14 protein-coding genes and 2 pseudogenes are annotated in these 21,776 nt (G+C 57.3%); 10 read left to right on the forward strand and 6 right to left on the reverse strand.

Going from position 1 to position 21,776, the window contains the following annotated elements; translation table 11 throughout:
• Positions 1 to 62 precede the first annotated feature (62 nt).
• Positions 63 to 1,583 (reverse strand): trimethylamine methyltransferase family protein, encoded by a 1,521-nt coding sequence (locus ROA7023_RS18735; protein WP_085880548.1) that lies wholly within the window; start codon positions 1,581 to 1,583, stop codon positions 63 to 65.
• Between the two features lie 187 nt (positions 1,584 to 1,770).
• Between ROA7023_RS18735 and ROA7023_RS18740 the strand changes: the two genes are divergently transcribed.
• Both ROA7023_RS18740 and ROA7023_RS18745 read left to right on the forward strand, forming a co-directional pair.
• Positions 1,771 to 4,206, forward strand: a complete 2,436-nt coding sequence (locus tag ROA7023_RS18740; protein WP_085880549.1) for a GcvT family protein — start codon at positions 1,771 to 1,773, stop codon at positions 4,204 to 4,206.
• Between the two features lie 376 nt (positions 4,207 to 4,582).
• The gene (locus tag ROA7023_RS18745; RefSeq protein WP_234992327.1) at positions 4,583 to 5,554 is read left to right on the forward strand and encodes an aldo/keto reductase; all 972 of its coding nucleotides are present in this window, start codon (positions 4,583 to 4,585) and stop codon (positions 5,552 to 5,554) included.
• Positions 5,555 to 5,968: 414 nt separating this feature from the next.
• Here the strand turns inward: ROA7023_RS18745 and ROA7023_RS24015 are convergent, their stop codons facing one another.
• Genes ROA7023_RS24015 through ROA7023_RS18760 form a run of 3 tightly spaced genes read right to left on the reverse strand, consistent with a single transcriptional unit; the run spans position 5,969 to position 12,059 of the window.
• Positions 5,969 to 6,616, reverse strand: a complete 648-nt coding sequence (locus tag ROA7023_RS24015) for a hypothetical protein (protein ID WP_143535643.1) — start codon at positions 6,614 to 6,616, stop codon at positions 5,969 to 5,971.
• Entirely contained in the window at positions 6,613 to 8,109 is a 1,497-nt protein-coding gene (locus ROA7023_RS25270) for a DUF2793 domain-containing protein (protein WP_234992328.1), read from the reverse strand. Before ROA7023_RS25270 ends, ROA7023_RS24015 begins: the two co-directional genes overlap by 4 nt.
• An 8-nt stretch (positions 8,110 to 8,117) precedes the next feature.
• Positions 8,118 to 12,059, reverse strand: coding sequence for a baseplate multidomain protein megatron (locus ROA7023_RS18760; protein ID WP_085880552.1), 3,942 nt, complete (start codon positions 12,057 to 12,059; stop codon positions 8,118 to 8,120).
• Between the two features lie 277 nt (positions 12,060 to 12,336).
• Between ROA7023_RS18760 and tnpA the strand changes: the two are divergent.
• Positions 12,337 to 12,672: pseudogene (gene tnpA / locus ROA7023_RS18765) on the forward strand (IS200/IS605 family transposase); the annotation flags it as partial.
• Positions 12,673 to 13,231: 559 nt separating this feature from the next.
• Here the strand turns inward: tnpA and ROA7023_RS18770 are convergent.
• Positions 13,232 to 14,116, reverse strand: coding sequence for a LysR family transcriptional regulator (locus tag ROA7023_RS18770; protein ID WP_085880553.1), 885 nt, complete (start codon positions 14,114 to 14,116; stop codon positions 13,232 to 13,234).
• Between the two features lie 160 nt (positions 14,117 to 14,276).
• On the opposite strand from ROA7023_RS18770, the gene ROA7023_RS18775 reads away from it, so the two are divergent.
• The 5 genes from ROA7023_RS18775 (at position 14,277) to ROA7023_RS24020 (ending at position 19,721) form a co-directional block, all read left to right on the forward strand.
• Positions 14,277 to 14,642 (forward strand): SPW repeat domain-containing protein, encoded by a 366-nt coding sequence (locus tag ROA7023_RS18775; RefSeq protein ID WP_085880554.1) that lies wholly within the window; start codon positions 14,277 to 14,279, stop codon positions 14,640 to 14,642.
• Between the two features lie 60 nt (positions 14,643 to 14,702).
• Positions 14,703 to 16,229: an FMN-binding glutamate synthase family protein gene (locus ROA7023_RS18780; RefSeq protein ID WP_200812553.1), complete on the forward strand. Its 1,527-nt coding sequence runs from the start codon at positions 14,703 to 14,705 to the stop codon at positions 16,227 to 16,229.
• 48 nt (positions 16,230 to 16,277) lie between these two features.
• Complete coding sequence (locus tag ROA7023_RS18785) at positions 16,278 to 17,942, forward strand: acetolactate synthase large subunit (RefSeq protein ID WP_085880555.1); 1,665 nt, start codon at positions 16,278 to 16,280, stop codon at positions 17,940 to 17,942.
• Complete coding sequence (locus tag ROA7023_RS18790; protein WP_085880556.1) at positions 17,939 to 19,324, forward strand: aldehyde dehydrogenase family protein; 1,386 nt, start codon at positions 17,939 to 17,941, stop codon at positions 19,322 to 19,324. The genes ROA7023_RS18785 and ROA7023_RS18790 overlap by 4 nt, the downstream gene beginning before the upstream one ends.
• Before the next feature lie 112 nt (positions 19,325 to 19,436).
• Positions 19,437 to 19,721: a hypothetical protein gene (locus tag ROA7023_RS24020; protein WP_143535644.1), complete on the forward strand. Its 285-nt coding sequence runs from the start codon at positions 19,437 to 19,439 to the stop codon at positions 19,719 to 19,721.
• A gap of 19 nt (positions 19,722 to 19,740) precedes the next feature.
• Here ROA7023_RS24020 and ROA7023_RS18795 read toward each other — a convergent pair.
• A pseudogene (locus ROA7023_RS18795) lies at positions 19,741 to 19,956 on the reverse strand (IS256 family transposase); the annotation flags it as partial.
• 223 nt (positions 19,957 to 20,179) lie between these two features.
• Between ROA7023_RS18795 and ROA7023_RS18800 the strand changes: the two are divergent.
• Complete coding sequence (locus ROA7023_RS18800) at positions 20,180 to 20,542, forward strand: carboxymuconolactone decarboxylase family protein (protein WP_234992333.1); 363 nt, start codon at positions 20,180 to 20,182, stop codon at positions 20,540 to 20,542.
• 1 nt (position 20,543) lies between these two features.
• Entirely contained in the window at positions 20,544 to 21,767 is a 1,224-nt protein-coding gene (locus ROA7023_RS18805) for a cation:proton antiporter (protein ID WP_085880558.1), read from the forward strand.
• Positions 21,768 to 21,776: the final 9 nt, after the last annotated feature.

The following is a 21,776-nucleotide window of genomic DNA, read 5'->3' on the forward strand; positions in this document are numbered from 1 at the left end:
GGCGGTAGCATCCGCTTCAGCACAGCCGACTTACGTTCCGGTGAATATCCCAAATCATCGTCCTATCCCGCCCACCTGAGAAATAGAGGGAAAATAGAGCGGCGGACAACTACGCTGACACAGGGGGGGATACTTCGCACGCGTTCGCTGGCGACAGCCCAAGAATCCTTCGCCCCGTTCTCGGCCCAGCTTCGTGGTTCAATGCGATCCGCAAGGGATGGATAGAAATAATCTCGTTCCATTGCTGCAATTGTATGCGCCCCGCCAAGAAAATGCCCTGGCCCCAAAACGGCTTCGTTAATTGCATCAAAGCCCAGGTTTTCTTCGCTCACTTCGATGCCCCGCAAGATACGGTAAGTATTTGAATGCATTTCGTCGTCTAATACAAACGCCTCAAAGCTGGCGCCCAACAGCGACGCGGTCATGCCAGAACTTTCGTAAATCAGGTTCCCACCTGCGAGGGCTGCAGCCAATGATGTAAGACCTTTTTCCGCACCGTATTGTGCGTCGATCGCTTTGGCGTCAGTCATTGAACACGCCACACCAGATGGAAGCCCAATCCAGTTTGAAAGCTGTGCAGACGCGGCATTGAGCAATGCACTTTCGCCACTTCCACCCGCAAACGCCCCCGTGCGTAAGTCGACAACCAATGGCCAGTTGGAAAACACCATCGGGTATCCTGGCTTAATGGCGTGAACCATGACCAAACTAGCTAGTGTTTCAGCTAAGGACTGTGCGAGAAATCCGGCCATCGTCGCAGGCGCAGTTGCACCGGCTTGTGCGGCCGTAATGCACGACATCGGAATGTTGTGTTTGATACATTCATAAACAACGTCGACGGCATCTTCGCCGTAGCGCATTGGGGAAATGATGGGGCTAATGTGTGCTTTCATAAAAGGGCGTTTTGAAAACTCGCCGATCCCGCCCGCTGCGATGTCCAGCATTTTGACGATGGGCTCTACATATTCCGCCAATGTAAATGAAGTCGCTGTTGGTTTCGTCGTGTTTGAGAGCAAGGCGTAAACCGTGTTGACGTCAAGATCAAAGTTGTCAGGCAAATCGGTCGCAACGCAGCACCGCGTATACCAGCTTACATTGGCCAAAGTATCTTGAAGGCGCGTGAAATTATGCAGATCAGCAAGCGTCGAGGGGCGGTATGTTCCGTTATCTAAATCAAGCGTTTGAACGGCAGCACCACCTGTTCCAAAATAGACCTTGCTTCCCCCCACTTCGATAGAACGACTTTCGTCGCGCCCGTGCAGAACAAATGTTTTAGCGGCCTTGGCAATTGCATCTTCAGTCAATGATCTGGGAAACAAAATCCGTCCAGCTTCGCCGTCTTGTGCGCCAGCGGCCAACAGGTCTAGTCGAAGCCTATCGGGAACTTCACCCATGCCAAGTTCAGACAAAAGCCGCAGCGCCGTGTCAAAGATGTTTTCAAGATCTGCTTGCGACAGGGGTTTATAAGTCCCTCCAATTTGACCGGGTGGACACGGATCAACAACAGGTTTTGCGGCGCGCTTTATCAGACGTTGTGCCCGTCCACCGCTGCGTCTGGAAGTCTCCTTTGATATTTCCGTCATAGGGGCGTTCCTGCTTATAATTAGATCACCACATCATACAGGCGTTCATTAGGTACTCCGATATGGTGTCCTGAGGTTCCCAAATACATAAATAGACATTTCGAAAATTTCGAATTTAGTTAAGTCTTGTTGACTACGACACTTACAACACACACTTGGGGGAAAAAACGCCTACCGGAGAGCTAAAATGAAATCGCGCACCAAAGTTGTTGTCATCGGAGGCGGGATCGCCGGTTGTTCTACTTTGTATCATCTGACGCAAGAAGGCTGGTCAGACGTTGTGTTGATCGAACGTAACGAACTAACATCTGGCACCACATGGCACTCTGCCGCGCAGGTCACGAACTTTGGCATGAACCAAACGATGGTTGGCCTGAAAACCCACTCGATCAATCTTTACAAAGAGTTGCGCGACGACGCAGATTATCCCGTCAGCTATCGCCACGGCGATGGTGGCATCCGCTTGGCCAACACACAGGCGCAGATGGATGGCTATGCGCATTTCGCGTCCATGGCGCAGGGCATGGATGTCGAATTTGAAGTGATCGACGCCGCCGAATGTGCACGCCGTCACCCGCTGATTTCGACCGACAATTTGCTGGGCGGCCTTTGGGATGGCAATGATGGTGACATTGATCCGGCGTCTTTATGTCAGGCGCTGGCCCGCCGTGCCCGCAAAGCCGGTGCCGAGGTATATCGCAACACGCCTGTCACCGACCTGACCCAGCACAGCGATGACACTTGGACCGTGCACACGGAACATGGCGACATTGATTGCGATATTGTCGTGAATGCGGGCGGCTACCGGGTGAACGAAGTCGGGGCGATGATGGGCGTTCATCACCCTGTTGCGTCGATGGAACACCAATATTTCGTGACCGAGGACATCCCTGCAATCGCAGACGCAGGCCACCGGATGCCGCTGTTGCGCTGCCCGATCAGTGACTATTACAGCCGTCAGGAAAAAGATGGCCTGCTGATCGGCTTTTACGAACAAGACTGTAAAACGTGGGGCATGGACGGCATTGACCCCAATTTTGTCAACGCCCTGTGCCCAGACGATCTGGATCGCGTCATGGACGTACTCGAGGGTGCTTTTGAACGCATGCCTGTCTTGGCAGAGGTCGGCATCAAGAACATCGTCAACGGTCCAATCACCTATACAATCGACGGCGCACCTTTGGTTGGTCCCATTCCGGGCAAGCGTAATGCCTATTGCATCATCGGCCTGCGGGCGGGTCTGGGCGAAGGCGGCGGTCACGGATGGTTGCTGGCGCAACAGATTGTGCAGGGCGAGGCCCAGTATGACACGTGGTGCATCGATCCACGCCGCTTCACCGGCCACACCAATGTCGAACTTACCGCGCTCAAAGCGACCGAAGACTACCAAAACGAATTCCGGTTCCACTTTCCCCATGAACACCGCCCCGCAGGTCGCGACGCAAAGACCACCCCCTTAACACCCGTCTTGGCAGCCGAGGGCGCAGAATTTACCGTTGTGAATGGCTGGGAGCGGATTGATTACATCAAGCCATCCCCCGACTTTCACCCCACCCTTGGCTTTCACTTCGACGAAGCATTCGACGTCATAGCTGGCGAAGTCAAAAACGTGCAGGAAAACGTCGGCCTGTGCGAGGTGAACGGCTTTAACCGATTTGAAATTACGGGCGCAGATCGTTATACGTTTTTGGACCGCATGTTCTGCGGCACCGTCACCAAAAAGGCGGGGCGCGTCGGGCTTGGCTACCTGTTGAACCATCACGGCATGGTCAAAGGCGAGGCGACAATCGCCAATATCCCGGCATCTGACCGAGGGCCGGATCGCATCTGGTTCGGGTCTGCCGCAGCGGCAGAGTATCACGATATGGATTGGTTGCGCGCGCATCTTGATCCGGCACAGGACGTGCAGATCAAAAGCCTAACCAATGATCAAACCATTCTGGTGTTGGCGGGTCCCAAAGCACGCGAAGTTTTATCCGCTTGTTCGCGGGCTGATTGGTCACGCGACGCATTTCCATGGCTATCCGCGCGAGAATGTTTCATCGGTTTTGCGCCTGCAACCGTCCTTGGCGTCAGTTTTTCAGGTGAATTGGCGTATGAAATCCATGTGCCCAACAACGCACTTTACGCAGCATATACTGCATTGCGTACAGCAGGCGACGCGCATGGCCTTAAGATATTCGGCGCGCGCGCTGTTGATTCGATGCGTCTAGAGAAGGGTTTCTTGCATTGGAAGGCCGATTTGCTGACAGAGTTTGACCCGTTCGAAACCAACCTTGATCGGTTTGTCAAAATGGACAAACCCGACTTTATCGGCAAGGCCGCATTGGCAAAGCGTGTCGCAGCAGGCCCCACCAAAAAGCTGGTATCGTTGCATGTCGATTGTACTCACGCCCCGGCCCACGGCGGCGCTTCGATGAAGCTGGACGGTCGCGTGATTGGCACCATAACATCGGGCGATTGGGGGCACCGGTTGGGAATGAACCTAGCCTATGGGTTTGTGGACCCAGAGCACGCCGCAACAGGCACCAAAATGACTGTCGATGTGATCGGTAAACCCGTGCCCGCAACCGTGATCGACGCTGGCCCCTATGATCCAACATACGGCATTATGCGTGGTTAAGCGAAATACCTGCTAGGTCCGCAAGTTGTTCTGTACGCATGAACTCTTAGTCGCAGTGTGCTTGAATGGCCGGTTTTCTGACTGTGGTACCGCGCGCAAAATTGCGCATATGCAGAAATTTCGATGCTGCGAGCGCGCGCAGCGGAAAAATCGGATTCACAGTTTGGGCTCACTGCCGCCGTTCGCTGCGCTTTGGTCGAAGGTCCGCAGTGGGCCGTTCAGGTCGAGTGACCATTGTGTAACCGAGCGTGTTCAAAGCGCATCGAAGGCTTTAGAGAGTAACATCTAGAATGCGGCCCTTGTGTATGGTCTCCAGAAGCATCGGTAAAAAGGGATGGTAAAAATGCAAAAGCGGCAGGTCGGAACGACAGGGTTGATGATCGACATCCTTGGGCTCGGCGGGGCGCCGCTGGGCGGGAATTTCGTTGACCTCGATTATGACCAAGCCGCACAGCTGATCACGGCTGCCAAGAAAGCGGGTGTTCGCTATTTTGACACGGCCCCATGGTATGGGTTTGGTCGATCTGAGCGTGTCATGGGCGACTTGCTACGCGGTACCGATTACATATTGTCGGACAAAGTCGGGCGGCTACTAAGACCGGGAGCCGTGAAAAATCCGATGGATTTCGGTATGATCGACCCGCTGCCGTTTCACGTCATATACGACTATAGTTATGATGGCATTATGCGGGCCTTTGACGATAACCTTCAACGAGTTGGCCTCGATCGGATTGATATCCTACTTGCGCATGACATCGGTACGTTCCAGCACGGCGCGGAAAACGCCAGCCATTTCAAGGATTTGGCCGAAGGTGGCTATCGCGCCATGGACGAACTGCGCAGCGCTGGACAAGTGAAGGCAATAGGATTGGGCGTGAACGAAAACCAAGTCTGCATGGACGCGCTCGGGATCGGCGATTGGGACGTTTTTCTTCTGGCTGGTCGCTACACACTTCTTGAGCAGACATCCTTGAGCACCCTTTTCCCTGCGTGCCGCAAAGCAAGCACGACGATCATCTGTGGTGGTCCATTTAACTCAGGCATACTTGCGGGGCGCGAGGCCTGGAACTACGCCAAAGCGCCGCCTGACGTTGTCGACAGGGTTCGCGCGATCGTTTCCGTAGCGGATGAGTACTCGGTACATTTGGCTGCAGCCGCGTTGCAATTCCCCCTTGGAAACGACCTGGTGACCTCAGTCATCCCAGGCCCGCGCGACAAGGGCGAGTTGAGCCAAATCCTTGGTTGGTTCGAAGTATCGATCCCGAACGAATTCTGGTCTGCGCTGAAGGCGAAGGGCCTGATGAACGAAACCGCACCAGTTCCCTTACAGAAACTGGACGGCGCTTAGAAGAAAGATTGCACGGTGCATGAATGACCGCAATACGGGAGTTGCACCGCAGCGACGGACCGACCAGCGGACGACGGCGCTGGGCCGGTCGCGATCATGATCGAGTGACTGGCTACATCATCGCCACATCAACCCGCGAATGCGGGTTTCGCGCTGGGTTTACTGCCGAATGCGGGTGAATGTCGGTGAGTGCAGGGTGGCGAATTTTGTGAAACCAAAGGCTTATCAGCTAAGTATCGGATTTAAATAAGTTATTTAAATCACTGGGCTTTAGGTTCATAACCTGGAGGTCGTAGGTTCAAATCCTACTCCCGAAACCAAAAACCGGCGTAAGTGCAATAGCTTACATCGGTTACCCCAAAAACTGAAATCTGATTTAGTCACGCGTGAGTCACATTGGCGACAGAGAATCTCTCAGGCGATTTCCAGCGTGAAATCTTGAAGCCGGATCAGCCAGAAATCGTCCAGCGGATAGAGCCCATCGCCGCCGTCCGAATCCGTCAGGTTGAACACAAGCCCGCCATTGGGATCCGACGCAGCCGTCAGATCGAGCCGCGCCTTGAAGAACATCCAGCCGGGATACGAAGGATGCTCGTCGCACCAGACATCCGACCACGGCCCCGAATATGCTCCGATCCGGCTCGCGGCCGCGGTGCCGTCATCCGTGATATCCACCGACAAAGTGAAGGCTGGGTCCATGAACAGTGTATCAATAAAGACCCAGGTTTTTTCGGTCGTATAGGTCTCAGCTTTGGCCCGAAACCGAAAGATCACCGAATCGGTCCCATAGTTTTCGTAGTTCAGCAGCTCCACATCGGCACGACCGGAACCTGAGCTCTTGCGCCACTCGACCGCGTCGCTGGAACCGGAGAAGCCCAACTTGTTGGACCAAAGGTTGCAATTCGTTTTGCCCGAACCTGAAGTCGAACCGTTCTCCCAGCGCGTCGCGTTGATCGTCCCAGTCGGATCGTCAAAGGGATCGGCCCAAGGCCCAGTGCCACCGCCCGAATTGTCCAGCTGGTGGCGTGCTGCATTGTAGTGCGCAGGGAGGATCAGGCTCATGCGACAACCCCAACCGAACCTATCAGCAACCACGTGTCCGCGGCGTACTTCCGCAGAACCGCGCCTTGCCATTGCGCCGCGATATCAGCCGAGCCTGCCGAAACGCCGTTGATCGTCACTCCGGTATCCCCGGTGATCGAAATGGCCCCTGCGCCCAGCGCCACGACCTCGATCTCCGATCTGACAGGCAGAGCCACCGAGGCATCTGTCGGCACCGTCAACACCGCCGCCGTGGCGGACGTCATGTGGACGGCTTTGTGTTCGTCTGCCAGGACCAGAGAATAGGCACCCGCCTGCACATTGATCGCCCGCCGCGCCAAGATCACCGGACCGGTTCCGATCGTGCCTTGCGCAGACAGATCGGCCTCAGCCGCGAGCACGTCCCAAGATGCTGCCCAAGACGCGCCAACACCCGGCTCCGATGCTGCACCGGAGGTATGCGCAGCCGTTGCGATGTACGAACTGCCACTGTTCGAGACGACATCGTCCACCGCATACGCCGTCGCGGTCATCCACGCGCCCCGCCAGACAAAACCGGAGCCATCTGCACCTGGAGCGCCATCAAGCCCATCAGCCCCGTCGGCACCGGGATCACCCTGAATGCCCTGCGCACCGAGCGCACCCGCCGCGCCATCAGCGCCATCAGCACCCGCATCCCCAGTGTCGCCCTTTTGCGCCAGCAGGTCCCAATTCGCAGCCCAGGACCCTCCCACACCCGGCTCGGTCGAGCCGCCCGAAGTGTGGTCCGCCATCGCGATGTAGGCCGAGCCATTCCGGCTCACCACATCATCGACCACGTACGCCGTCGCAGTCACCCAAGCGCCCTGCCAAAACAGACCGGCAGGCCCCTGGATGGGCCCGACATTGACCCAGGCGGAGCCGTCCCAAGTGTGCAGATCGCCATCGATGATATAGCCATCGCCAGCCGTCGCGCCTCCAGGCAGCGCGCCGGTATTCGCCACGGTCCCAAGGATATTGACTGAGGTGCCATCCGCGCCGTCAGCACCCGCAACGCCGTTGGCCCCGTCAACCCCGTCCGCTCCATCAGCACCGACGAGCGATGCCAAGAACACCGCCTCAGTTCCAACACCGCCCTCGTTCAGCCAGACCTCGTAAGCGCTCAAGCCATCGGCCCCGTCGCCGCCGGTCACACCGGCGAGGTCGAACCAGACTGAGCCGTTCCACACGACCAGGGTGTCCTCATCTTCCACCCACGCCCGCCAGCCGATCTGGCGCGGCAGCCGGAACCACGCGCCGTCAGCGAACATGGCGACGTCGTTGTCCCAATCGGCCCATTCCCCCGTCGCGCTCGCCGCTACGATGTACCGATCGCCTTCCGACGCCCCAGCAGGTGGAACGGTCAGATCCCGATCAGGGACAGACATCTGGACAAACCCGTCCAGCAGCCGGAGCGCCTCGTTGTGCGTGACGTGCTTCTGCGCCTGCGCCGCAAGGATGTAGGGCAGGAGCAGCTTTGTCGTGGAATCAGACATGGCGAACCTCAGAGGATAAGCGTTGCGGATTTTGGTGCGCCACGACCAACCAGGTCGGACAGCTGGAAGATGCGGATCGAGAGACTGTCCCGGGCAGCCAAAGGCGCACCGAAGTCAGCGGTCTGCGCAGCAGCGGAATAGACGACGCTGGATACAGAGGTGGCGAGCGTCCGAACCACCGATGCGCCGTCGAGGATGTCGACCTCGAACGACAGACCGCCCTCAATCAGCGGCACATTGATGCCCGCCCAGGTATCTGCGGCCAGCGACCGCGACCGCCGCGTCCAGGCGATCAAAAGATCATCACCGGCCCGCGGCCGCAGATACGGCTGCTGCACATGCGCCACCGAGAATGGACGCAACCCGACACCTTCAGCGGTGAAGGCCGCGCCCCTGTAGGAATCGTCTGACACCGCCCGCGCCGATGGCCCCACCCGCCAATTGTATGGAATGCCGACATCGGACTCCGCGATGGGCAAGGGAAAGATCGTGTCGTCCAGAACCACGACCCGCGACCCGACCGGCGTCGGACTTCCGATTGCGCCCTCGGTCCCGCGCTGACCTCGCAACAGCCGGGACAGCCGGTATCGCCGCGAACTGACCAGTTCCACCGTGCCCGCCTGTACGATTTCCCAGACGCCAGGCGAACTCTCGATCGCGAGCGAATTTGCACCCGCGAACAAGGTCAGGTCCGTCACGCTCGCCATCTGACCGGAATACAGGTCGATCAGCAGCGCGTTCACATGGTCGAACCGGGACGTCGGCCCGGGCGCAAACTCTGCCGCGACCACGCCGATCTGGGCGCGAAGGCCAAAGGTCGTGACCAGCTCGAACGCATCCGTCGTCGGGCTTCGCAGCGCCGCCATGCTCCCCGGCCACGGCAAAGCATGGGCGGCGACATAAGGCCGATGTGCCGGAACACCTTCGGCCAGTTGAGGCAGGTCCATCAAGGCGACCACCGGCGTGCCGAACACAACCGGCACCCGAGGCACCGACGCCCGCGCCAGACCAGGGATCGAGTCGTAGGCCTGCTGGTCCTGCCGGATGGCCTCGATGCACCGAACACCGGAATCCGCGATCGACACCAGGCGAAACGACATGCCGCGCCCGTCATGGGCCAGGATCACCACGTCGGAAGGATCGAGCGCCAGGCGAGATGGTGGTAGCTTGAAACTCGCCTTTTCACGCGCGGCCCATTCCTCGATCAGCGCCCGCTGCACCCGCCGCTCTGCCTCCTGCAGCGAGACGGCCAAAGGGAAACTCTCCATGTTGGCCCGCTGCGAGGTGACCGTGATGCGTCGCGCCTCGACCTGCGCCGGATCGAAATCACCATCGGACCGGATGACCTGCCATTTCAGGGATTGCGACAGCTCGGTCTCCTGACCGCGGATCAACTCCAGGATATCGCCCGATCCGGTATCGACCAGGTCGTCATGGGTGAGCGTGACCGAGGCGTTGCGATTTCGCATGACAAACCGGATCAGGCCCTCGCTCTCAACGGCGTCAAACCCGAAATGCCGCGCCAGGCCAGAAATGGTGCCGCGCGGAGATTCCAAGCCAGTGATCACCAGCCCCTCGCACGACCCGACCAGCGCAGATGCATCAAACCGGTTCGCAGGAAGCCTGGCGCGAAGGCACAACGCGCTGACCAGCGCAGGCAGGGAACTCGAGCCCAACCGACCCGTGATCCAATACCCGATCTCCCAATCGCCGGTATCCGACCAGACCGTCAAGATGTCTGGAAACTGAGGATAAGGCCGCGCGTCCCAAGCCCAGACGGAGCTATTCGCCAGATCTACCATGCCTGCGGGATTGTTCGTGGGATCCGACCAAAACGCGAGCGATGCCTCGAGGAACGACCGCTGGATGGCATCGTCGCGATATCCGCGAGAGTGATAAGGGACCGCGCTGTCCGAAGATCGGCCCATCTGGACCGCGCTCGGCTGATTGGTGCCCCGGTCGATCGCAGGACAGCCCAGTGCCGTAAAACGGATCGGCTTCATCTCGGCGGTCCAGTCGGTCGGCGATGCGGACTCGACCCCGCCCGGACTATTGTAGTGTTGGTTCGACCACCAGGACCGGATGTCCTTCGCGCGATAAACCCACGGCTTGCCCCCGGTATCCACGATCGCCGTTCGCGTCTGCCCAGCGCGATCAGCAGGCGAGGCATAGATCCAATCGAAGAACTCGCCCCCGGCCATGTTCGCCTTCAGATAGGCGCGATCGTAGATGCTCTCCCAGCCAGCAACGGCGTCCAGGTGATCGGCCCCGCTGCGCCAATCCGACACCGGCATGAAATTGTCGATGCCGACGAAATCCACCGCCGCGTTTGACCAGAGCGGATCGAGGTGGAAATACACGTCGTTGGATCCGTCGTCCGGACGATGGCCCGAATACTCCGACCAGTCCGCCCCGTAACTTACCGCCACGCCAGAGCCGAGAACCGCCGCAGCATCCTCCGCAAGATCGATCAGCTGCGTGACCGCGGGATAGGTGACCGCGCCTGAGCGCACCGTGGTCAAGCTCGGCAGCTGGCCCCCGATCAGGAACGCATCGACGCCGCCCGCCGCATCGCAAATGTGCGCATAATGCAGGACCATACGCCTGTAGCCCCAATCACCCGAAGCGCCCGTCCAGCTCACCGCCTCGCCGACCACGTCAAAATCACTGACCGCAGCGTCACCGAAGAAATCAGCGATCTGGGAACCAGCGCCCACACTCTTGTCCACGGTCCCGGTGAACCCGGCAGCCGGAGAACAGGTGATCCGGCTGGCCAAGGGAAACGCGCCCTGACCGGACGCCGCCGCGTTGTTCGAATATGGGTCAGGCATCGCGTTGCCAACCAGTATATCCATCAGCAGTTGAGGACGGAAGGTCACCCGGAGCCCGCGCGCCTTCAGTTCCTGGATGGCCTGCACGATCGAGCCGTCTGACGGCGTGCCCCCAAACATCGGCAGCCCGTTGGCATTCGCCGTGACGACCAGCGCGTTCGTCCAATCGAGCCCGTTCACGCGCCAATTGTCCGGTGTCGAGCTATCAACGTCCTGCTCAACCCGAGGCCTGATTTCACACGCGCCCGCCCGCAGATCATCACCGAACCAGGACGCGATCAAGGTCACCGCTTCGAGGTTTGGAACCGCCGCCTGCAGATTGTCGAGCGACACCAGGAAGTCAGCCCGATCCGCAATCGCGTGCACATTCTGAGTGACCTCGCTTCCGTCCGCCCCGCGCCGATGCGCTGTCGTCGCATAGGAGAACTCGCCAGCACCGGGCAGGATCGCCACGCTGCGAACCAACGTCTCCGCGCCGCCATCCTCCGCCAGCGTCCGGAACACCTCGAACGACAGCTGCGGCAGGCGATTGCCATGATCCTGCAGCGGCATGTCGTCGAACATCACGTAGGCAGTGCCCCGGTAGGCCGGAGCCCGATCGGCCCCCATCTTCGAAGTGATGACAGGATCTGGCGTCTGCGTTTCTGAGCCGGGATACCAGCGCAGCGTGATGCCAGAGGTGTCCAGCAATTTGCCGTCAGCCCAGACCCGACCGAGGCCCGTGATCTCGCCCTCGCAGAGCGCGACCGCAAACGAGGCGTAATAGAGATACTCGGTCGTCTCGGTCTTGGGTCCGCCGCCGCCTTTACCCCCACCGCTGGTGGTCGTGGTCTCTTCGCGGAAATCCGTGGCCCAGATCAGCTGACCGCCAAGGCGCATCCGGCCAAAGACCCGTGGCACCACTGCGCCCTCGGTCGCCGAGGTGATCCGCAAGGTGTCGAGCCGTGGCCCCTCGATCCGCTGGGTCGGCGCGAGCGAGGAAATGATCCAGCTGTCGACCGCCGAACCGATGGTGGAGCCCACGAATCCGCCGATCGTCGCCGCACTCACACCGAGGACCGCCCCACCGATGCTGCCGCCAAGCGCAGCGCCCGCGGCGCCAAGAACGAGCGTTGCCATGAGAACTCCAGAGCAAAGGATGAAGGAAATATGGAAGGAAGGAAGGAAGGAAGGAACGGCCAGAGGCGTTTTGAGACCGGCTTTAGGTATTAGGCTCGGGCCGCGCCGGTCTGACCAACAGCACCCGTCGGGCGCGTCATGCGATAGCTGTGGGCAGCAACTGATCGTTCACTTTCCACCAAATGGATCGAAGCCACCGGCTTCCAGCCGGTCCGCTTCAGCGTATCTTTTCTGATCTTCCTCCGCGCACACGCGATTTTATCACAGATACCACGTCGTGTGGGCCACGAAGTACCGGTACAAGGTTCTGCAGGGCGCAATGCGTGAGCGGATCCGTGAAATCATTATCCAGACTTGCGAAGAACTGAGTATCCATATCGTGAAAGGCATTTTGGCGCGCGATCATGTCCACATGTTCCTGTCGATCCCGCCCTAGCTGTCCCTGTCCGATGTTATGCAGCGCATCAAAGGCCGCTCATCACGCCGCATCCAGATGGAGTTCCCCGACCTGCGCAAGCGGTATTGGGGAAGGCGCTTTTGGGCGCGTGGGTATTTCTCCACGACCTCCGGGAACGTGACTGACGACGTCATCAACCAGTACCTGGAATTACATTCCTCCAAGTGATGCCTCCGGCGTCAGCCGGTGGTCCTTCACTACAAAGGCGTCCGATCATCATTCGCTGACGGTGGTCAGGTTGGGCAGAGAGGGCGGATTGCAGACCTTCGCTGCACCGTGCAGGAACTTACACAGTGCGGACAAAGCCGCTTTATGCAGTCGCAGCTATTGCTGACGCAGCATTTCCTCGCGCTTGCAGCGGCGAGCATTTTGCAACGCAGCGGAATTCACCAGAGCGGCCATTGAGAAGCCAAAAACGGGTAAGTGGTCATTCGTTCAATGAGTTCAGATTGCGGCAAAGTCCCGTGCTGTGTAGGTTCCAGCAGTGTACATCCAATTGCCGCAACACTCATATTCTATTTCTATTCACCAAGATTCTTGATTGTGCACGGATGGTGCCTGTTAGGCCTTTCGGGGCGGGTGCAATCAAGTACAGAAACGATAAACCCCGCCTCTAATGTACAAAGCCCTTATATTTTGGCTCACTCTTAACGCATCGTAATTGAAGACCTGTGTGAGCCTTGTCAAATCATAGACCATTATCTTGGTTGTCCGGTTACTGTTCGGCTTTCCAGTTAAACTGACGGGCGGCCGACAGTATCGACCGCAGATACTTTGTATCCTCGCGACCGTATGGAACCGAGAGCGAAACAGTACGGCCCAAGGTCTGCCCGCTGAGCGGGCGGGTTTGCAGCCCCTCGATAATCACTGATCCGACGGGCAAGATTGTCACCCCCACGCCAGCAACAGCAAGTGTTTGTATCCAGTCGTCACGTTCACTACGTGCCACGAAGTTGACGGGCAGCCCTTGCCGTGCGGTTTCTTCGATGAATGTATCGCGAAATTCACAATTCAGCCGGTCCAGATATAGTTCCTGTGTGACCTGTTCCAGTGTGATTGTATTTTGCCGATTGAACCGATGATCGGGGCCGAAACCGACGACCATGTCTTCGCCGTAAAGTTCAGTATATTTAAAGCGCGGTTCATCTTTCAGGGTAGCGCCCACAAGGGCACAATCGACAAATCCGCTGATCAACATCTCGTTGATTTTGTCACGGTCGGCATTGCGCAAGACAACTTCAACGCCGGGGTTTTCTTTGCACCACTGCCGCAAGAACGCCTGAAACCGAGTGGGCCCGATAGTGCACATCACCGCGATCTGGACTTGTGGTGTCTCGCCGTTGACCAGACGCTGTGCAGTCAGTTCTGCGCGCTGGACGGTTTCATCAACCTTTTTGAGCTGTTCTTGCATCAAGCGACCCAAATGCGTCAGGTGCGTCCGTGTGCCTTCGCGCCGGATCAGGGTGCCGCCGATTTCGTCCTCAAGCTTGCGCACCGCCTTGGACAACGCGGGTTGTGACAGGCCCAGCCTGCGTGCGGTTTCTGAAAAGTTTAACGTTTCACATAGTGCAACAAAATAACGGGTGCGGCGAATATCCATCTTCAATGCCTTCTTGATAAGTCGTGTCGGTCCATCTTACGCGATGATCGATCGATACTACTAGTTATCGAAACGATAGCTGATTTGTACGCAGTTACTGGGGTAACGTCCAGCCAATGCACGCCAAATTATTGGCCCAACCCTAAAGAGAGTATTCAAAATGATCCGTTTCATGAACAAAACCCTGCATGCCTATCTGGACTACCCTGTCGCTCTTGGCTTGATCGCGATGCCGTTAATCTTTGGGCTGGGTGCAACGCATCCACTGGCGTTCTGGCTATCTGTTGCCACTGGTGTGGCCGCCTTTGTGCTGACGATTTTTACCGATCATCAGTTCGGGCTTGTGCGCATCCTACCTTATAAGCTGCACCTTGCCGTTGATTTTATGGTCGGCGTGGTCTTCATCGCGGCACCTTTTGTGCTGGGCTTCGTCGGGCTGGACGCGGCCTATTACTGGTTCTTTGGCGCCACGGTTCTGGTCGTCGTCGCTCTTGATAGCACCCCGCAGACCGCGCCCGCCGCATAGCGGGCCACGGACGTCCACACCCACGCCACCATAACCCAACAACCCGTAAGGGGCAGTTTCATGCAGTCTATTTTCGACACTTTCGTCATGACCAATATCAATTTCTTCACCACAGCATTCATCTTTTTGATGGGGCTGGCGGTGTTGGCGATCGCGGTGATGTTTGTCATCGACATTACGCAATCCAAAGACGCGGTGCGCCGGAATTACCCCGTTTTGGGCCGGTTCAGGTCACTGTTTACGACTTTGGGCGAATTCTTTCGACAGTATTTCTTTGCGATGGACCGCGAAGAAATGCCGTTTAACCGTGCTGAGCGTGACTGGATCGGACGGGCGGCAAAGGGTGCCGATACCACTGTGGCGTTCGGGTCTAGCAAGGTGCTGACGGCGCCCGGAACGGCAATATTTGTCAACTGTCCCTATCCCACGTTGGACGATGACGCAGTCGAGGTGCAACCGCTGCGCATCGGCGACGGGTGTCCGCAGCCCTATGACGCGCCTTCGTTCTTTAACGTTTCCGCGATGAGTTATGGCGCACTTTCCACCCCAGCCGTTCAGGCCTTGTCAAAAGGTGCCAAGATGGCGGGATGTTGGATGAACACCGGTGAGGGTGGTTTGTCACCCTATCACCTGGAGGGTGGCGCAGACATCGTTTTTCAGATCGGCACGGCCAAATACGGCGTGCGGGGTGCAGACGGAAAATTGTCGGACGACAAACTCCGCGAAGTCGCGGCCCATGACCAAGTCAAAATGTTCGAACTCAAGCTGAGCCAAGGTGCGAAGCCCGGCAAGGGCGGGATTCTTCCGGGTCGCAAGGTGAATGCCGAAATTGCGGCCATTCGCGGTATTCCTGAGGGCGAGGATTCAATCTCTCCCAACCGCCACCCCGAGATTAACGATGCGGCGTCTTTGCTGGATATGATCAACCACATCCGCGATGTCACCGGCAAGCCGGTTGGGTTCAAGGCAGTCGTGGGCGCCTACGGTTGGTTGTCGGATGTGGCCGAGGAAGTCCACCGCCGTGGCATCCAATCCGCACCCGATTTCATCACCGTAGACAGTGGTGATGGCGGCACGGGTGCGGCACCGATGCCTTTGATGGATAACGTTGGACTGGTAATTAAGGAATCGCTGCCTCTGGTCGTGGATGTACTGGTCGAACACGGGCTGCGCGACCGCGTTAAGGTCATCGCGTCTGGTAAGCTTGTCACACCGTCAGAGGTCGCTTGGGCGCTGGCAACGGGTGCTGAATTTGTCAATTCCGCACGCGGTTTCATGTTTTCGCTGGGCTGTATCCAATCGCTGAAATGCAACAAAAATACCTGTCCCACGGGAATTACGACAAACAACAAGCGTTTGCAAAAGGGCCTGAATCCGGCTGAAAAATCGGTAAAAGTCGCCAATTTCTGCCTCAATCTGGTGCATGAAGTCGAAGTCATCGCGCATTCGTGCGGCGTTGGGCGACCACGGCTGTTGTCGCGCAAACATGTGCGGATCGTGCGGCCCGACGGAACATCCGTGCAGATGGAGGATCGTTTCCCCAACAAGGAAATCCTGCCCGACTACAGGCCAGCCCCCGCAGCTTAGGCGATGACCTTTAACCCTTAAAACGCGCTTTCATAGGATGATTTTACCATGACCAATCCCGCCACGCCAACGATCAAAGCCTCGGACCTCTTTGTCAAAGCCCTTGAGGCAGAGGGCGTCACAGAAATCTTTGCCGTTCCCGGCGAAGAAAACCTTGATCTGGTTGAATCGTTACGCACCTCGACCATCAAATTGATCCTGACCCGGCATGAACAGGGGGCGGCATTCATGGCCGCGACCTACGGCCGTTTGACGGGAAAACCGGGTGTGTGCATGGCGACACTTGGGCCCGGGGCGACCAATTTTGCCACACCGGCCGCCTATGCCCATCTGGGTGGCTTTCCTTTGATCATGATCACTGGTCAGAAACCCATCAAGACATCCAAACAGGGCCAGTTCCAGATCATTGATGTCGTGAACCTGTTCGATCCGATTTGCAAAATGTCCAGACAGATCGTGCACGGCAACACGATCCCCGCTTTGGTCCGCGAGGCCTTTCGTCTGGCAAGCGAGGAACGACCGGGTGCGGTGTTGTTGGAATTGCCCGAAGACATTGCCGAGGAACCTTGCGATGCGGTCGTAATCCCGCCGCACCCGCGTTATTATGCGCAGGCTTGTGACACTGTCATCGGCGCCGCCGCCAACCTGATCCGCGCAGCCAAAATGCCGCTGGTTTTGTTGGGGGCGGGGGCGAACCGCAAGGACGTGCGCAGCGCTTTGTCGGATTTCATCGATACCACCGGCATCCCGTTTTTCTGCACCCAAATGGGCAAAGGCGTGGTTGATGAACGCTCCGCACTTTTCCTTGGAACCGCGGCATTGTCGGATAATGATTATTTGCACTGCGCCATTGACCGATCTGACCTGATTATCAATTTCGGTCATGACGTGATTGAAAAACCCCCATTTTTCATGGAGGTCGGCGGCAAACAGGTAATCCACGTCAACTATAAATCGGCAAAGGTAGACGAGGTCTACTTCCCCCAAGTCGAAGTTGTCGGCGATATGGCGGCCTCAATCGCGCAGCTGCAAGACGCGGTTGGGGGCGATTTGAACCTTGATACGCGGTATTTTGAAACGGTGCGCGCAGAGGTTGAACACCACCTTGGTGAAGGCGTCGATGACCCGCGTTTCCCTGTCACCCCGCAGCGTTTTGTGGCCGACACCCGCAGGGCCATGGGCGACACGGATATTATCGCGCTGGATAACGGGATTTATAAAATCTGGTACGCGCGCAATTACAAAGCCTATGAACCAAATACTGTCCTGTTGGACAATGCGCTTGCCACGATGGGCGCGGGTCTGCCTTCGGCGATGGCTGCGGCGTTTGTCCACCCTGAACGCCGCGTCATGGCGATTTGCGGTGATGGCGGGTTTATGATGAACAGTCAGGAACTTGAGACAGCAATTCGGATGAAGCTGAACCTTGTTGTGCTGGTGCTGAACGACAGCTCTTATGGCATGATCCGCTGGAAACAATCGGCTGCGGGGTTTGATGACTGGGGCTTGGAATTCGAAAATCCCGATTTCGTGAAATATGCCGAAAGCTATGGCGCGACAGGCCACCGGATCATGGCGGCGGATGATTTACTGACAACGTTCGAGGCGGCCTTTGCAGCAGGTGGTGTGCATCTGATTGATTTGCCAGTTGATTACTCTGAAAACCAAAAAGCGCTAATCGATGAACTGGCGGCCAAGGCGTGTTTGCTATGACCGGCACGCTAGAGGTCGTAAACCCGTTCGATCTGACCACGATTGGTTCAGTGCCGCTGGTCGGGTGGGATGATATCGACGGGTCTTTGAAAGTCGCGACGCAGCTGCACAAAACCCGCAAGGCGTGGCTGCCAGCCCATCAACGGGCCGCGATCCTGACAAAAGCGGCCACGCTGATGCAGGACAGGTTCGAAGATCTGGCCTTCCAGATCGCTAACGAGGGTGGCAAGCCTTTGGTGGATGCACGCATCGAAGTGACCCGCGCGATTGATAGTGTCCGCCTGTGTGTTCACGAAATCGCAGGTCTGGCAGGGGAACAAATCCCGATGGATTTGACGCAGGCGGGTGCAGGGCGGATCGCATTTACGCAGCGCGAACCAATCGGGCCGGTCGTTGCAATATCAGCGTTCAATCACCCGCTGAACCTGATTGTGCATCAGGTGGCCCCCGCCATTGCGACGGGGTGCCCGGTCTTGGTCAAACCCGCCGATGACACACCACTGTCGTGCAAATCCTTTGTCGATATTCTGCTTGAGGCGGGATTGCCTGAAGAATGGTGCCGCTTTGTGCCTTGCGACCTCGCAACCGCCGAAAAACTGGTCACCGATCCGCGCGTTGCATTCTTTAGCTTTATCGGCTCGGCCAAGGTCGGCTGGATGTTGCGGTCCAAATTGGCCCCCGGCACACGCTGTGCGTTAGAACACGGCGGAGCCGCCCCGGTGATCGTGGACAAAAGCGCCGATTTTGACGCGATGATCCCGGACCTCGTCAAAGGCGGGTTCTACCATTCTGGTCAGGTCTGCGTGTCAGTGCAGCGTGTGTTCGCGCCCAAAGACATGGCGGAAGAGATTGCAGAACGGCTCGGGTCTGCCGCGTCGCAACTCGTCGTGGGGAACGCGATAGACGCAACCACGCAAGCAGGCCCGTTGATCCGCCCGCGCGAGGTTGACCGCGTGGCTGACTGGGTGGCAGAGGCAGAACAGGCTGGCGCACAAATCCTAACAGGTGGCGACAAGATCAGCGCGACAACCTATGCGCCTTCGGTCCTGCTGGGTGTGCCGAAAGACGTGAAATTATCCCAGAATGAAGTTTTCGGGCCCGTTGTCTGCGTCTATGAATACGACAGTATCGACGCGGCCATCGATCAGGCCAATGGCCTGCCCTTTGCATTTCAAGCGTCGGTATATTCACAAAACCTTAAAGTGGCGATGCAGGCGGTTCAGCACCTTGATGCGACGGCCGTTATGGTGAATGACCATACCGCATTTCGTGTTGACTGGATGCCATTTGCCGGGCGCAGGCAATCGGGATATGGCACTGGCGGGATCGGGTATACCATGCACGACATGACCCAAGAAAAAATGGCTGTGATCAAGAATTGACCTTGGAAGGTCCGGGCGCGCGCCTTCGTTTTGAGGGGTCAGTGCGGGATAAACCTTCCTCTGCATGTCCAATTGGATAATAACAGTAGCAAGCACATCGAAAAGGATGTCTATGGCACGTTTTTTAAAGATCGTGATTCCCGTCTTCTTATTTGGATTTATCACAGGAAACGCATTCTGGTACCTTGCGTCACCACTGTGGATCGACCGCGAAGTTTCGGAAAGCCTCCCCGCTGATTTGGTCCTGACCGAAGTTGCCAGTGGCACCTTTCGAGACGCCGATAGAGCACATAACGGCGAGGGCCGTGTCGCCGTGCTGCGCACTGGTAGCGGTGCAGGGCTTGTTCGCCTTACTGAATTTCGCGTCACGAACGGGCCAGACCTGAGCTATGCTTGAATTTGGGTGACGCGCATCATCAGGCGGCGCGGTTTTCGGTATCGTTGTTCTGTTCGATACCGTCTGTGAACTTGATTCCTTCGATGACTTTTGGCAACTGATTTTTGCCTTTGAGGCGCAACCATTTCTTTGAAGCCGCTTGGATAAGGGTGAAGGCCATCAGTTTTGCTGTCTTTTGCGACAGCGCTCCCTTGGTCCGTACGGTGCGGTGCCGAACAGTGGCGAAGGTCGCAACCGAAGTATTCGAACGTCTTGTAAACGCGGATCATAACATACGCCTGACCTGTCTGTTTCTGCGGCGCGTGGGTGCAACCCGCGCAGAATGGCGCGAAAAAATTCCAACTGAAGGACAAGAAATGGACGATATAACTTTCACAAATACACGATTTGACCCTGATCTGGTCGCCTTTCACGGCATCGCCAAGGAGATGGCGAAGTCCGTGGGCTACACCGCAGACATGTCGGTAGATGCCAAACTCGCCCAACTCTTGCGCCTGCGCGTTGCGCAGATGAACGCCTGTTCCTATTGCTTGATCCTGCACACCAAAGCCGCCCACGACCAAGGCATACACTCCGCTAAGGTGGCGCACTTGGCCAGTTGGCCCGAGAGCACGATGTTTTCGCCAGCCGAACTGGTTGCGTTGGCTTATTGTGAAGGGCTGACGGATTACGACCTTGCGGGATTCCCACCGCTTCACCAAGCGATGACTGATCATTTCTCTGACACCGAAATTGCTGAAATTGCGGCCATTGTGATCAACATGAATCTTTGGACACGGCTCAAGCTGGCCCAAGGCGCGACGCCGGTTCAGGAAACCTAAAATGGATCTGTCCCACAGCGCACAAGAATTGGTTTTGGTCGGGGTTCTGATCTGCATCTTCGTCTATTCACTTTTGACAAAGGCGATCTCTAAAACGATCCTGACATTGCCGATCATCTTTATGGTCATCGGCTATCTGTGTGCTGTACCGTTGGAAATGGCCGCCGAACCCGAAACATTGGACGAAGGCGCACGCCTTTTGGCCGAGATCACGCTGGTGCTTGTGCTGTTCACGGATGCTAGCCACGTGCGGTTCATGTCATTGCGCAAGTACGTCGGTGTTCCCGCCCGAATGTTGGTTGTAGGATTACCGTTGACGATTGGGCTGGGGATGGTGGTCGCCTATCTTCTCAGCCCTGAAAGCGGGCTGGCGATGGCCTTGCTAACCGCCGCTGTGTTGACCCCGACGGATGCGGCACTGGGTCAAACTGTTGTGTCGAGCAAGGACGTGCCAGAGCATCTGCGCCAGACGATCAATGTCGAAAGTGGCCTCAATGACGGATTGGTGCTGCCGTTTGTCTTGCTGGGGGCCATTCTGGCGTCAGCGACAATGGAGGGCGCACATACTGATGGCCTCGCGATGTCCGCGATGATGCAAATCCTGCTGGGTCCTCTTGTTGGCCTTGCAATTGGGTGGTGCGCGGCAAAGGCGATGGACGTGGCCCAAGACAAAGACTTGATCGCTGAAGCGGCTGGTGGCGTTGCGTTTCTTGCCGTAGCCTTTGTGGCCTTCATCGGGTCTGAGATCATCGGCGGAAACGGTTTCATCGCGGCCTTCGTCGCTGGGATGGTTTTCGGGAATACGTATCGCCACGAAATCCACTTCATTGGGGAATTCATGGAAGGCGTCGGACAATTGCTCACCATGTTTGCTTTCCTCATCTTTGGTGCGTTGTTGCTGCCAGATGGTTTGGAACACATGACCTGGGGCGCTGTTGTGCTGGCCCTGCTTTTTCTAACCGTGGTGCGCATGCTACCCATATTTGTCTCCCTTATGGGCACAGGTCTGGCGCTGCGTGAAAAGCTATTTTTGGGGTGGTTCGGGCCACGGGGCATCGCCTCGATCCTGTTCACGCTGATCATGATGGATGAATTCGACTTCCCCGGCGAAGAAGAACTTTTGGCCTGTGTTTCAATGACTGTCTTTTTGTCGATCATCCTGCATGGAATTTCGGCCGCACCGCTTTCCAAATGGATCGGACAGGCCTCGCGCTCAGGCCGCTAAATCTAAGAG

It is taken from the genome of Roseisalinus antarcticus (assembly GCF_900172355.1).
In the GTDB taxonomy this organism is placed as follows: domain Bacteria; phylum Pseudomonadota; class Alphaproteobacteria; order Rhodobacterales; family Rhodobacteraceae; genus Oceanicola; species Oceanicola antarcticus_A.

Coding starts and splice junctions, on each gene's coding strand:
- ROA7023_RS18735 (WP_085880548.1), bottom strand. CDS start 1,583: ATGACGGAAATATCAAAGGAGACTTCCAGACGCAGCGGTGGACGGGCA.
- ROA7023_RS18740 (WP_085880549.1), top strand. CDS start 1,771: ATGAAATCGCGCACCAAAGTTGTTGTCATCGGAGGCGGGATCGCCGGT.
- ROA7023_RS18745 (WP_234992327.1), top strand. CDS start 4,583: ATGATCGACATCCTTGGGCTCGGCGGGGCGCCGCTGGGCGGGAATTTC.
- ROA7023_RS24015 (WP_143535643.1), bottom strand. CDS start 6,616: ATGAGCCTGATCCTCCCTGCGCACTACAATGCAGCACGCCACCAGCTG.
- ROA7023_RS25270 (WP_234992328.1), bottom strand. CDS start 8,109: ATGTCTGATTCCACGACAAAGCTGCTCCTGCCCTACATCCTTGCGGCG.
- ROA7023_RS18760 (WP_085880552.1), bottom strand. CDS start 12,059: ATGGCAACGCTCGTTCTTGGCGCCGCGGGCGCTGCGCTTGGCGGCAGC.
- ROA7023_RS18770 (WP_085880553.1), bottom strand. CDS start 14,116: ATGGATATTCGCCGCACCCGTTATTTTGTTGCACTATGTGAAACGTTA.
- ROA7023_RS18775 (WP_085880554.1), top strand. CDS start 14,277: ATGATCCGTTTCATGAACAAAACCCTGCATGCCTATCTGGACTACCCT.
- ROA7023_RS18780 (WP_200812553.1), top strand. CDS start 14,703: ATGCAGTCTATTTTCGACACTTTCGTCATGACCAATATCAATTTCTTC.
- ROA7023_RS18785 (WP_085880555.1), top strand. CDS start 16,278: ATGACCAATCCCGCCACGCCAACGATCAAAGCCTCGGACCTCTTTGTC.
- ROA7023_RS18790 (WP_085880556.1), top strand. CDS start 17,939: ATGACCGGCACGCTAGAGGTCGTAAACCCGTTCGATCTGACCACGATT.
- ROA7023_RS24020 (WP_143535644.1), top strand. CDS start 19,437: ATGGCACGTTTTTTAAAGATCGTGATTCCCGTCTTCTTATTTGGATTT.
- ROA7023_RS18800 (WP_234992333.1), top strand. CDS start 20,180: ATGTCGGTAGATGCCAAACTCGCCCAACTCTTGCGCCTGCGCGTTGCG.
- ROA7023_RS18805 (WP_085880558.1), top strand. CDS start 20,544: ATGGATCTGTCCCACAGCGCACAAGAATTGGTTTTGGTCGGGGTTCTG.